The organism is Variovorax sp. WS11 (assembly GCF_010499245.1).
In the GTDB taxonomy this organism is placed as follows: Bacteria; Pseudomonadota; Gammaproteobacteria; order Burkholderiales; family Burkholderiaceae_C; genus Variovorax.
The window spans coordinates 3,260,170-3,272,583 of the sequence record NZ_JAAGOW010000001.1; the positions used below are offsets into that span (position 1 = coordinate 3,260,170).

At 68.8% G+C, this 12,414-nt stretch carries 13 protein-coding genes; 9 read left to right on the forward strand and 4 right to left on the reverse strand.

All coding sequences use genetic code 11. The features are described from left to right. Positions 1 to 268 precede the first annotated feature (268 nt). On the reverse strand, positions 269 to 595 hold the full coding sequence (locus GXN78_RS16175) for a hypothetical protein (RefSeq protein WP_106558970.1): 327 nt from the start codon (positions 593 to 595) through the stop codon (positions 269 to 271). 153 nt (positions 596 to 748) lie between these two features. Between GXN78_RS16175 and GXN78_RS16180 the strand changes: the two genes are divergently transcribed. From GXN78_RS16180 to GXN78_RS16215, 8 genes are all read left to right on the forward strand, one after another. Further along, entirely contained in the window at positions 749 to 958 is a 210-nt protein-coding gene (locus tag GXN78_RS16180) for a hypothetical protein (protein ID WP_106558971.1), read from the forward strand. A gap of 141 nt (positions 959 to 1,099) precedes the next feature. Next, the gene (locus GXN78_RS16185) at positions 1,100 to 1,285 is read left to right on the forward strand and encodes a hypothetical protein (protein ID WP_106558972.1); all 186 of its coding nucleotides are present in this window, start codon (positions 1,100 to 1,102) and stop codon (positions 1,283 to 1,285) included. Positions 1,286 to 1,382: 97 nt separating this feature from the next. Then, positions 1,383 to 2,171 carry a DUF6502 family protein gene (locus GXN78_RS16190; protein WP_239142733.1) on the forward strand — a complete coding sequence of 263 codons (789 nt, stop codon included), beginning with the start codon at positions 1,383 to 1,385 and terminating at the stop codon, positions 2,169 to 2,171. A gap of 129 nt (positions 2,172 to 2,300) precedes the next feature. Further along, a complete protein-coding gene (locus tag GXN78_RS16195; protein WP_239142734.1) occupies positions 2,301 to 3,536 on the forward strand; it encodes a DUF5666 domain-containing protein in 1,236 nt (411 codons plus the stop codon). Positions 3,537 to 3,677: 141 nt separating this feature from the next. After that, a complete protein-coding gene (xylF, locus tag GXN78_RS16200; RefSeq protein WP_106558975.1) occupies positions 3,678 to 4,703 on the forward strand; it encodes a D-xylose ABC transporter substrate-binding protein in 1,026 nt (341 codons plus the stop codon). A gap of 13 nt (positions 4,704 to 4,716) precedes the next feature. After that, positions 4,717 to 5,907, forward strand: a complete 1,191-nt coding sequence (locus GXN78_RS16205) for an ABC transporter permease (protein WP_106558976.1) — start codon at positions 4,717 to 4,719, stop codon at positions 5,905 to 5,907. After that, entirely contained in the window at positions 5,904 to 6,680 is a 777-nt protein-coding gene (locus GXN78_RS16210; protein WP_106558977.1) for an ATP-binding cassette domain-containing protein, read from the forward strand. The genes GXN78_RS16205 and GXN78_RS16210 overlap by 4 nt, the downstream gene beginning before the upstream one ends. Further along, a complete protein-coding gene (locus tag GXN78_RS16215; RefSeq protein WP_106558978.1) occupies positions 6,677 to 7,831 on the forward strand; it encodes an ROK family transcriptional regulator in 1,155 nt (384 codons plus the stop codon). The genes GXN78_RS16210 and GXN78_RS16215 overlap by 4 nt, the downstream gene beginning before the upstream one ends. Here the strand turns inward: GXN78_RS16215 and GXN78_RS16220 are convergent. Further along, positions 7,828 to 8,805 carry a tripartite tricarboxylate transporter substrate-binding protein gene (locus GXN78_RS16220; RefSeq protein ID WP_106558979.1) on the reverse strand — a complete coding sequence of 326 codons (978 nt, stop codon included), beginning with the start codon at positions 8,803 to 8,805 and terminating at the stop codon, positions 7,828 to 7,830. The two genes, GXN78_RS16215 and GXN78_RS16220, sit on opposite strands and share 4 nt — an antisense overlap. A 163-nt stretch (positions 8,806 to 8,968) precedes the next feature. Then, entirely contained in the window at positions 8,969 to 10,036 is a 1,068-nt protein-coding gene (locus GXN78_RS16225) for a zinc ribbon domain-containing protein (protein ID WP_146163113.1), read from the reverse strand. Positions 10,037 to 10,305: 269 nt separating this feature from the next. On the opposite strand from GXN78_RS16225, the gene GXN78_RS16230 reads away from it, so the two are divergent. Continuing rightward, positions 10,306 to 10,863, forward strand: a complete 558-nt coding sequence (locus GXN78_RS16230; protein WP_106558982.1) for a type 1 glutamine amidotransferase domain-containing protein — start codon at positions 10,306 to 10,308, stop codon at positions 10,861 to 10,863. 30 nt (positions 10,864 to 10,893) lie between these two features. Here the strand turns inward: GXN78_RS16230 and GXN78_RS16235 are convergent, their stop codons facing one another. Further along, positions 10,894 to 12,324, reverse strand: coding sequence for an NHL repeat-containing protein (locus GXN78_RS16235; RefSeq protein WP_106558983.1), 1,431 nt, complete (start codon positions 12,322 to 12,324; stop codon positions 10,894 to 10,896). Positions 12,325 to 12,414: the final 90 nt, after the last annotated feature.

The following is a 12,414-nucleotide window of genomic DNA, read 5'->3' on the forward strand; positions in this document are numbered from 1 at the left end:
GGGCGGTGTCCCTGTTGAGCGTCTGACACGCATCGCAGACGCGCGTCAGCTGGTGCGGCGGAATGGCCGGCCCGGGCGGCTGCCAGTCCGTCCAGTTGGGCTGTGCCGACGGCGTCCGCGATATCGGCGCTGCATCCGGCTGCAAGGGCTCGTTGGCGGCGGGGTCGGCGTGATCGAAAGCCGGCGAGCGCATCGCCGTCTCGCTCATGCCGGTGATCGGCTGGCTGGCTTTGTCTCGCATGGCAGCGGGCCGGTGGTGTTGCCGCTGCTACCAGCCGATGCCGAACGCCGTCGCGCCCGCCAGCGAATTGATGACGAGCCAGAACGCCGCCAGATCCCATGTCCAACCCCGCCCGTGCGCAACGCGCAACCCGCCGAGCGGCACCGTCATCTCGCTCGCTGGCTGTTCGCGATAGAACGCCGGCAGTTTGTGCGAGCAGCCCTTGCAGAATCGCGCGGAGCCGAGATTGATCGTGCTGCACGCCTCGCACACCTCCACCGAGACCGCGCCTGTTCGCACCATCGCCAGATCGATCAGGCTGCCGAAAGCGACATCCGGAGGGCCCGGGGGGCGGGCGAAGGCGGTCGAGGTCATGGCTGATCTCCTCGCGAAGGAAGGATGGGTGGCGTACAGCGTAGCCGGCGCTCGAGCCGTTGCTCCGCGATCGCCAGTCTTGCGAAGTTCAGCAGCTGTTCGTCCGTGGGGCCTGGCCCGGACCCCTCGAGGTATTTCCCGAAGGCCGCGGCGATGCGCGCCTGCACGGCCTTCCTCGCGTCCATCGCGGCGATCCAGGCGCTGCGCGCCATCTTTTCGCGGGGCTCCGTCGAAATCCGCGCCGAGGCCCTGGCGTATCGCGGAGCACCGTTCGAGCGATGGCTGCGCGAGGCCGCCGAGCTCTTCTTGTGTGTGACAGGCTTTGACATTTTTTCCTCGAAGCATCGGCCGTTTGGCATGTGAAAACTTCACATCGATAATGCGCTTGTCTTATAGTCAGACCCAGCTTTTTGTAAGACGGTTACGCATGTCACTGTCCACTTGGTAACTGAGCGTCAATGCCTGTCATCTTCTGCACTGGGGAACATCGTGTCGCATAGGACCTTGAGGGCCCTGTTCGAGATCAGGCTGCGCTGGTCCGACGAGATCTTTCAGGAGGAAGCTGTCCCGAGCGGCAGCCTGTGGCTTCCCGACATTCCCCGCAACCGACACCATCTCAACGAGGCCATGGCCTTGGGCAACCGGCTTTATGGCGACAAGACGCACTGGATCGAGCAGCGCCAGGCCTGACGAAGGCGGCGGCGCCGCGCACGTCGAGGCCGCGCACCCTGGGGGCGAGGGCCCCACGGGCTGGGCGCTTCAGGCCTGCGCGCGCGTCATGCGGCCGATGATTCGCCTCGCGCTGGCGCTGGGCCTCAAGCACGCAAACCTCGAACTGATGCTGCGCGAACTCCTCATCGACGAGGCGCGCCGGGCATGGCTGGCCAAGGGCGTCGAGCCGAACCTCAGCCAGATTTCGGTGACCACCGGGTTGAACCGCAAGGCCGTGACGGCCAAGGTGCGGGAGTCAGAAGAACCCCTGCCGCACACCGAGATGTCGGCCGCGGCCAAGACGCTCACCCTTTGGCTCCAGATGTCCACCGACGATCCTGCCTTGCTGAGTTTGCCGATCGCGGCAGAGGGCGAGGCAGCCTCCTTCGAGACCGTGGCCCGGCACGCCAGCCGCGGGAACGTGCATCACCGCACCATCCTCGACGAACTGGTGCGCCTGAACATGGCGACCGAGCGGGCAGGCCGCGTCGAGCTGAACGCTGCCGGATTCGTGCCGGCGACGGATCTGAAGGGCATGCTCGCCTTCCTCGGCGACAACGCGCGCGACCATCTGCTGGCCGGCGTTGCCAACACCCTGGGCGCGTCTGCACCCCTGCTCGAGCGCTCGGTGTTCGCCACCGGCATCTCGGTCGAGGATTGCGAGCGGATCCACCAGCTGGCGCGGCAACGCTGGAGCGCGCTGCACCACGAACTGACGCGTGAGATGACCCGTGCCTTCGAGGCGGCGGACAACACGGCCTCGGGTCGCATCCGAGTCGGCATTTACACCTACTACGAAGACGCCGCGGAAGTGGCAAAAGCTTCCATGGCGACCCCCTCGAAAAAATCGGACAGAAAAGCATGAAGTACGCATTCCTGCGCGCCGCCTGCTGGCGCTGTCGACCGCGCTGCTGCTCTCGTGCGGCGGCGGTGGCAGCGGCGGCAGGGGGTGTTGCCGTCGGGGGCGCCGGCATCGTGGGGTCGGGCGCATGGATTGAGTTCGGGCGACGGGAGCAGCCCGGCCGGCGGTGGGGGAGATGGCCAGGGTGGCGGTACGTCCGGCTCGGGCGGGACGGCCTCCGCACCCGGCGGAACGGGCTCGGGCAGCACCGGGACCGCGACCGCAGGGGCGGGTGGCGACGGTGGCGTAGGCTCCGGCGGCACCGGCGTGAGCACCGCCGATGCGTCCGGCGTCGGCGCGGTCGACGGCTCGGGCAGCATCATCGTCAACGGCTTGCGCTACAACACCGACACCGCCGTCCTGAAAGTCGAGGATGCGCCCTCCTTGCAACTGGGCATGAGCGCCAAGGTCATCGGGCCGGTCAACGCCGACTTCACGAGCGGCACCGCACGCCAGGTCGATTCCGCCGCGGATCTGCGCGGAACGCCGTCCTCGGTCGATCTCGCGCAGGGCAGCTTCGTCATCCTCGGCACGACTGTGACCACGGACAACGCCACCGTGTGGGCCGATGCCACCGGCCTCGCCGCCATCCCGCCGGGCACCACACTGCAGGTGTGGGGCCTGCCGGGCGCGCCGGGCATCCTGCGGGCCACGCGCATCGAGCAGCGCGGCCCCTCCGCGGCCATTCTGACCGGCACGGTGCAGAACCTCGACCCCCTGCGGCACACCTTCACCATCGGCAGCTTCACGGTCGACTACAGCACGGCGGTGCTCTCCGGCAGCCTGGACGGCAGCGCGCTGGCCAATGGCATCCTGGTGCGCGTGCGCGCGAACACCGTGCTGCCGGGCCGGCTGACGGCCACCCTTGTCCAGTGGTGGTATCCGGTGCCGAGGGCGAATGCCACGCCGGTACAGATCGCCGGCATCGTCACCGACTACGCCGGATTGGGGTCCTTGCGCGCGCTCGGTGTCCCGGTGAACGCCGCGTCGGCGCAGATCACCGGCGGGCCTGCCAGCGCGGTCGGCAACGGCGTCAAGGTGGAAGTCGGCGGCGTCATGTCCAACGGCGTCCTCCAGGCTTCCAAGCTCAAGATCCGCCATGTGCCGGGCACCGGCGGACCCGCGTCTTTCAACCTGATCGGTGCCATCGGCAACTTCAGCTCGGCCGCGAGCTTCCGGGTGAAAGGCCAGCCCGTCGACGCCAGCGACCCGGCCGTGGTGTTCGTCAACGGAACGGTGGCGAACCTGGGCAATGGGGTCAACGTCAACCTCGAAGGGTCGAAGGTCGTGAACGGCGTGCTCATCGCCACGCGCGTCAGCTTCGAGTGAGGGCAGCCCCGCCGGTGTAGTGCCTTCGCTCGCAGGGATTCCCCGGATGGCCCCGGCCGGAGCGCCTCGCCATAGTTAGTTCGCTGCTCGAACTAAGCCGCGTGCGCCAAGCGCACGCACAACAAACCCGGAGACCTGCACATGAAGAAGCCGCTTCGCGCCCTGGGCGCCCTGGCCCTTGGCCTTTCCGCGATCGCCGCCTGCGCCCAGACCGTCGTCGGCGTGAGTTGGTCCAACTTCCAGGAGGAGCGCTGGAAGACCGACGAGGCCGCGATCAAGGCGCAGCTGGAGAAGCTGGGCGCGAAGTACATCAGCGCCGACGCCGGCGGCTCGCCCGAGAAGCAGCTGGCCGACATCGACGGCCTGATGTCCAAGGGCGCCAAGGCGCTGATCGTGCTGGCGATGGACAAGGATGCGATCCTGCCCGCGGTCAACAAGGCGGTGCGGCAGAAGGTGCCGGTGGTGGCCTACGACCGGCTGATCGAGACGCCCGGCGTTTTCTACATCACCTTCGACAACGTCGAGGTGGGCCGCATGCAGGCACGCGCCGTCTACAAAGTGCAGCCCAAGGGCAACTACGTGTTCATCAAGGGCTCGCCCACCGACCCGAACGCCAACTTCCTGCGCGCCGGCCAGCAGGAGATCGTGGCCGAGGCGGTGAAGAAGGGCGACATCAAGATCGTGGGCGACGAGTACACCGATGGCTGGAAGCCCGAGGTGGCGCAGAAGAACATGGAGCAGATCCTCACCAAGGCCGGCGGCAAGGTCGACGCGGTCGTGGCCGCCAACGACGGCACCGCGGGCGGCGCGGTGGCGGCGCTCAGCGCCAAGGGCATCCGCGGCATCCCGGTGTCGGGGCAGGACGCGGACTTCGCGGCGCTCAACCGCGTCGCCCTCGGCACGCAGACGGTGACGGTGTGGAAGGATTCGCGCGAGCTCGGCCGCGAGGCGGCGAGCGCCGCGATGGCGCTGGTGCAAGGTAAGACGCCGGAGAAGGCGGCCAACTGGAGCGGCGGCGAGAAGAAGATCGCGATCTCCTCGCGCCTGCTCACGCCGGTGCCGGTTACGCGCGACAACCTCGACGTGGTGGTCAAGGAAGGCTGGATCAAGAAGGACGAGCTCTGCAAGGGCGTGACGGGCGACAAGGCCCCCGCGGCCTGCAAGTAACGCGCGCAGAGCGATGAGCGAATCCCCGGGGCTCTGGCGCCGGAGCGGCGTCGACCTGCGCCTGCTCCTCATGTGCGCGCTGCTGGCGATCATGGCGATCGTCTTCCACTGGCTCTCGGGCGGCATCTTCCTCACGCCCGAGAACCTCTACAACATCGCGCAGCAGACCGCGGTGGTGGGCATCGTCTCCACCGTGATGGTGCTGGTCATCGTGGCCCGCCACATCGACCTCTCGGTCGGCTCGGTGATGGGCTTCGTCGGCGTGCTGGTGGCCTACCTGCAGTACACCTCGGGCTGGTCCTGGCCGGCCTCCTGCCTGGCGGGACTGGCGGTGGCGCTGCTGGTCTCGCTCTACCAGGGCGGGCTCACGGCGATGCTGGGCGTGCCCTCCTTCGTGGTCACGCTGGGCGGGCTGATGTCCTTCCGCGGCGCCGCCTTCCTGGTGGCCGACGGCAAGACCCAGCCGGTCAACGATGAGTTCTTCCAGCGCCTGGGCGGCGGCTACGACGGCGGTATCGGCACCACGGCCACCTGGGCGCTGGCCGCGCTGGTGGCGCTCGTGCTGTTCGCGCGCATGCTGCAGCAGCGCCGCGCGCGCCAGCGCCACGAGATGCCGGTGGAGCCGCTGTGGCTCGACGTGCTGCTCACGGCAGTGCCGGTGCTGGTGGTGTTCGCCTTCGCAGCGACCATGAACAGCTACCAGATCTCGTCCAAGACCGAGCCGCAGGGCATTCCCATTCCCGTGCTGATCTGGGCCGTGGTGGCGGTGGTGCTGTCCTTCATCGTCCACCGCACGCGCTTCGGGCGCTACGTGTTCGCGATGGGCGGCAATCCCGATGCCGCGGCGCTGGTGGGCATCCCGGTCAAGCGCGTGACGCTGCTGCTGTTCGCGCTGCTCTCGGTGCTGGTGACGGTGGCGGCCATCGTGTCGATCGCGCGGCTCAACGCGGGGACCAACTCGCTGGGCTCGGGCATGGAGCTCTACGTGATCGCGGCCGCGGTGATCGGCGGCGCGGCACTGGCGGGCGGCAGCGGCTCCATCTTCGGCTCGGTGCTGGGCGCGCTGATCATGCAGTCGCTCGACAGCGGCATGCTGCTGCTCGACGTGGCCATCGGCAAGCGCATGGTGATCATCGGCCAGGTGTTGATCGTGGCGGTGGTGTTCGACGTGCTCTACCGCAAGCATTTCGGAGAGACGCGATGAACGCGGCTCCCCCTCTCGTCGAGCTGCGCGAGATCCGCAAGTCCTTCGGCGGCGTGAAAGCGGTCGACAACGTCAGCGTCAACCTCTACCCCGGCGAGGTGGTGGCCCTGCTGGGTCACAACGGCGCCGGCAAGTCCACGCTGATGAAGATGCTCGCGGGCGCCTACCCCATCGACTCGGGCGAGACGCTCATCGCGGGCCAGCCGGTCCACATCCGCACGCCCTCGGAAGCGCAGGCGCAGGGCATCGAGACCATCTACCAGACCCTGGCCCTGGCCGACAACCTCGACTCCGTGGCCAACCTGTTCCTGGGGCGCGAGAAGCTCACGCCCTGGCGCACGCTGGACGACCACTTCATGGAGAACGAGGCGCGCAAGGTCTTCCGCCGCCTCAACAAGAACTTCACCAACATCCGCGTGCCGGTGCGGCGCCTCTCGGGCGGCCAGCGGCAGGTGGTGGCGATCTCGCGCGCGCTCTACTTCAACGCTCGCATCCTGATCATGGACGAGCCCTGCGCCGCCCTCGGGCCGGAGGAGACGGCGATGGTCGGCGCGCTGGTCAAGCAGCTGAAGGCCGACGGCGTGGGCATCTTCCTGATCACGCACGACATGCCCGATGTCTTCGGGCTCAGCGACCGCCTCGCGGTGATGAAGAACGGCCGCCTGGTCGGCACCTACCGCACCGCCGACGTGAATGAGGACGAAGTGCTGGGCATGATCATCGCGGGCAAGCGGCCCGAGGGGAAGGCGCAAGCCGAGCACGCTTCGGGATGACGACCCTCGGCGACCAGCAACTGGTCAGGCGCATCAACCGCAGCGTGCTGCTGCGGCTGCTGCGCGCCAGGCCCGGCCTCTCGCGCGCGCGGCTGGCGGCCGAGAGCGGGCTCACGAAATCCACCGTCAGCCTGCTGGTGCGAGAACTGCTCGAAGACGGCTGGCTGCATGAAGCCGATGCCGCCGTGGCCGACGGGCTCGGGCGGCCCTCCATCCCCTTGCAGATTCACGCCGGCGTGCGGGCCCTGATCGGCGTCGAGATCGCAGTCGAGACCTTGCGCGTGGTGTGCGTCTCGCTGCTGGGCGAGCGGCTCCATTCGGAAGCCCAGCCCTTGCGCGAGCCTGCGCCGCACGCGGTCTGCCGGCAGGTCGCAAGCATGGTGGCCGCCGCGCACCGGCATCTGCTCGCCGCGGGCCTGCGTGCCTCGGGCATCGGCGTCGGCGTCCCCGGCGCGGTCGACGACGCGACCGGCCAGGTCCGCTTCGCGCCCAACCTCGGCTGGCGGCAGGTGAGCTTGCTGCCGGGCCTGGTCGAGGCGCTGGCGCGGGAGGGCATCGAAGACGTGCCGGTGCAGCTGCAGAACGACGCCGATGCGGCGGCGCTGGGCGAGTACGAGTTCGCGGGCGGCGAGGGCGAAGATCCGCTGGTCTTCGTGAGCTGCGACGTAGGCGTGGGCGCCGGAGTGGTGCTCAACGACCGCCTCTTCACCGGCGCGCACGGCATGGCCGGCGAGATCGGCCACACCATCCTGCAGGTGGACGGGCCCCTGTGCTCCTGCGGCCGCCGCGGTTGTGCCGAGGCCTTCCTCGGCTCGCGCGTGCTGGGCGGCAGCGCCGATGCCGCGCCGCGCGGCGCGGCCTTTCTGGGCGTGCTGCTTCAGAACCTGTGGGTCACCTTCGAGCCGCGCGCGATCGTGGTCGGCGGCCACTCATGCCAGGCGCATCCGCAACTGCTGCGCGGCGCGATCGAGGTGGTGCGGCGCTATGCCGAGAGTGCCGGCATGCAGCCGCCGGTAGTGCGCGGTGCGCGCCATGGGGAATGGGCGCCGGCGGTCGGAGCGGCGGCACTCGCCTTGCACGAGTACCTGCGGCCGCTCCATCCGGATTCGAAGGCGCGGCGCGCGCGCGCCGCGGCCTCCGCCCTGCCTTAGTCCGCGTAGACCCCGGCCGCCTTGATGATCGGGCTCCACTTGGCGATCTCGGCGGCGACGAACTTCTTGTGCTCGGCCGGCTCGACGCGGTTGTCGCTGGCGACCACGGCGCCCAGGCCTTCCTGCTTCTTGACGAAGTCCGGGTCCTTCAGCGCGACCTTGAGCGCGTCGTTGACCTTCTTGGTGACTGCCGGCGGCGTGCCCTTGGGCGCGTAGAGGCCGTGCCAGATCGTGACCTGGAAGTCCTTCAGCCCCGATTCCTGCAGCGTGGGCAGGTCCTTGAGCAGCGGCGTGCTCAGGCGCTTCGAGGTGGTCACGGCGTAGGCCTTGACCTTCTTGGCCTCGATCTGCGGCGAGGTGTTGGTGGTCTGGTCGCACAGCAGGTCGATCTGACCGCCGATCAGGTCGGTGATGGCGGGGGCCGTGCCCTTGTACGGCACCGGCGTCATCTCGGTCTTGGTCGCGCTCTGGAACAGCAGGCCGCACAGGTGCGAGGCCGAGCCCACGCCCGCGTTGCCGAGGTTGATCTTGCCCTTGTTCTCCGCCAGCCAGGCCGTCAGCTCCTTGTAGTTGTTGGCCTTCATCGTGGGCTTGGCGATCAGCGTCATCGGCACGTCGTTGACGATGCCCAGGTACTCGAAGTCGCTCTCGACCTTGAAGGGCACGTTGCGCACCAGCGTCGGGACGGTCGCCATGCCGATGTGGTTCAGCAGCAGGGTGTAGCCGTCCGGCGCGGCGCGCGCCACCTTGGCTGCGCCGATGGAGCTGCCGGCGCCGGGCACGTTGTCGACCACGATGCTGCTGGCGCCGAGTGGCTTGCGCAGGGCCTCGGCCAGGTCGCGGGCCACGCGGTCGGTCGGGCCGCCGGCGGCGAAAGGCACCACGATGGTGACGGGCTTGCTGCCCGGGAAGTCCTGGGCATGGGCGCCCGCGGCTGCGGCGGCGATCGCCGTGAGGACGAGCAGTTTCTTCATGATCTCTCTCCGTGTTCAATCCAAGTTCAAGGGGCCGCGATCTTATCGCCCGCCGCCGGCCGGCGACTACCGGAATGCCCTTAGGAAATCTCCCACGATTTCTCGCTGCGGATGTGGTTCGAAGCGCGGTCCGTCAGGCCGCGATCGAGCGCCTTCCGCCGGCCTACCGGTCCCGCGTGCGGTTGTAGACCGGGCCGGGGCCGACCGCGATCGGCGGGCCCGAATCGTTGGCCGCCCAGTTCGGCGTGCGTGCCGACTCGTAGAGCGGTCCCGGGCCGGGCGCGATCGGCGGTCCGGGGTCGTCACGCGCCGATGGCGAACTGCCCGGCGAGTTGAAGTTGTAGACGGGCCCGGGACCGCGCGCGATCGGCGGTCCGCCATCGCCACGGATCGAAGCGGTCGCGCGCGGCGGTGCTTCCACGGGCGCCGGGCCGCGGACGATCGGTGTGCCCGGATCGTCGCGGGTCCAGCCCGGGGGGCGGATCCAGGGCGTTGCAGGTGCGGCTGCGACCGCAGGCTCCGGATCGGCCCAGGCTGGCGTGCGAGGCTGCCGAACCACCGGAGGCGGCTCCTCGCGCTTGCGTTCCGGCGGCGTGGCCGAGGCGGTGCGAGGGGCCGGCGCTGCCGCGGGGGGCTCAGCCCTTGCCGCTGCCGGTGCAGGCGGGGCGGGCTTCTCCGGCGCGGCTGAATTCGCGGACGCGGCCTGTTTCTCGGGCGCGGCGGCCAGCGCGGGCGCTGCCGCCTTCGCGGACTCGCGCTTGGAGGGGCCCGGCGCAGAAGGAGCCGTCGGCGCAGGCGCCGACGCTTGCGCCGGCGTCGTGGTCGAGTTCGCGGTCGACGTGCTCGGAGCCGCCAACGCCATCGGCGGCTCGTCCGAAGCCGGCTTGCGGTCCTCCAGCGTCAGCGCCGCCGTGACCTGGTTCAGAAAAGGCGGCTCCGCCAGCTGGCGCGTGACATAGAGGTACCAGCCGATGAAGCCGAGTCCCATCGCCAGGCCCAGCAGCGCGAGGCGCAGCCAGAAGCCCGCCGTTTCCGCCGGCAGCAGCGCCAGCGGATCGTCGCGGCGCCAGACGCGGGCCGAGCGGGCAGGCGCGCGCGGGTGCGCATGGTTGATGGTCTCGAGGGCCGAGGGTCCGGTGGCCACGAAACCGGGCAGGCGGCGTGCGCAACCGATGCAGAACTTCGCGTTCTCCCGGTTCTCGCTTCCGCAAGCCCCACAAACGATGGGCATGGACAAATTCTCCGTAAACGCCAGAAGCCACCCACTGTCCACGCGAACGCGTGCGTGTCTGTCAGCCGTTTCCTACCCAATGCTTCGGAGATTGGCGCTTGCCAGCCGTTCGGCCCACCGGCGCCCTCGCTGGTGGCGGATCGCCTTGGCTTGCAGGTGAGCGATCCCACACTTGCCGATTTGTCCGACACGGGGAGGCGACGCAGGCCCATCCGTCGGCGCGCGGGCGGCCTTAGCGTGGAATTTCCACTTGCATGAAAGGACCTCCCATGATCAAACGCCAGCTCGAGGGCATGAAGATTGCCATCCTCGTGACGGACGGCTTCGAGCAGTCCGAGATGACCGAGCCCCGCAAGGCCCTCGAGGCCGCCGGCGCGGACACCAGCCTGGTCTCCCCGAAGAACGGCGGCGTGCGCGGCTGGAAGCACCATGCGCCGGCCGACCGCTTCGACGTCGATGTGCCGCTGCAGCAGGCGGCCGCCCATGAATACGATGCCCTGGTGCTGCCGGGCGGCGTGGCGAACCCCGATGCTTTGCGCATCGACGAGCAGGCCGTCGCCTTCGTGCGCGACTTCGCCAAGGCCGGCAAGCCCATCGCTGCCATATGCCACGGCCCGTGGACCTTGATCGAGGCGGACGCGGTCAAGGGCCGCACGATGACCTCCTGGCCCTCCTTGCGCACGGACCTGAAGAATGCCGGCGCCAAGTGGGTGGACCTGGAGGTGGTGGCCGATGGGCCGCTGATCACCAGCCGCAAGCCCGCGGACCTGCCGGCTTTCAATCGTGTGATGGTGGAAGCCTTTGCCGGCGTGCGCACGCACGCCTGAGGGTGGCCATCGCCGACGATGTGCGACCCGTCAGCGAACGGGAGCCATCTTTCGGATCATGTGGTTGAGCGAGTCCGCGACATAGAGCTGGCCGTCCGCGTCGATGGCCAAGCCGTGCGGCGAATCGAACCTCGCGGCTTCGCCAACGCCGTCGATCGAGCCCCTGGCCGAAGCGCCGGCAAAGATGGTGACGTCCCCGGCGGGTGTGATCTTTCGGATGACGTTGCCCAGATACTCGGCGACGAACACCGTGCCGCCGGCATCCACCGCCACGCCGACGGGATCCAGGAAGGACGCCGCTGCGCCCGTCCCATTGACGGTTCGACGCAGGCCGGAGCCTGCCACTGTCGTGACGACGCCCTCCGGCGTGACCTTGCGGATGGTGTTGTTGCCATAGTCGCTGACATAGAGTTGCCCATCGGCGCCCACCGCAATTCCGGCCGGTTGAAAAAACGACGCTGCCCCACCCGTGCCGTCCGCTGATCCGCTCTGCGAACCGGCCAGCGTCGTGACCACGCCGGTGGGCGTGATCTTGCGAATCCTGTTGTTGTTCAGGTCCGCGACGTACACGTTGGCATTTGCGTCGACCGCCACCCCGTAGGGGCCATCGAATGACGCCGCGGTGCCGACGCCATCCGCTGACCCCGGTGTCGTGGAGCCTGCCAGCGTCGACACCTGGCCGGTTGGGGTGATCTTCCGGATGGAGTGGCTCTGCGTATCCGTCACGTAGAGATTGCCGTTCCGGTCGACCGCGATGTTCGATGGGAACCTGAATGAAGCTGCAGCGCCGAGGCCGTCGGCCAAGCCCGGGCTCGCGGATCCCGCCAGGGTCGTGACGGCGCCGCCCGGATCGATCTTCCGAATGCGGTGATTCTCCGTATCCGCGACATAGAGGTTGCCCCAGTGATCGACGGCGACGCCCGCGGGTGCATTGAACGAAGCCGCGGTTCCCGTGGCGTCGTTGAAACCTGGCGCAATGCTGCCGGCCAGCGTGGAAACTTGTGCGGGCGAATCGTCGCAGCTCACTTCTACGTCGGCCACATCGGTCGTGGCCGTACCGCTTCCGTTGGCGATGTTGCATGCCTGCCAGAGCGGTGGGACATTCAGCGTCACTGCGTAGCCTGCATCGACGGGCACCGCCGAGGGAAAGCGAAACGGGCCGTTGGTGGCCAAAGTCAGTGCATCGCCCCCGTTGTTCAGCAGGACGATCTTCCCGTTCTCGGCCAATCCGGTCACTTTGCCGCCGATGGTGCGGGTCACCGGCGCCGTTGTCTCGTCGGGAGGGGGTTCGGAGGGCAACGAGGGCGGCGCTGCGGGCGGGCCGACGGGTTCCGGCGCCGCTGTTGCGCTGGCGGGAATACCGACCCATCCGTCGCTGCCTCCCCCGCAGGCGGCAAGGCCAAGATGAAGCGAAAAAACGGCGGCAATGAGGCGGAGCGACGCAAGGAAACGGTAGGTCATCGTGGTGGCGCGAGGGGAGCGGCGCGCCGACCTGGACGAAACACGTGCGGCGCGAATGCCGCAAATTGTTGCGACGCCCCGCAAGTTGAA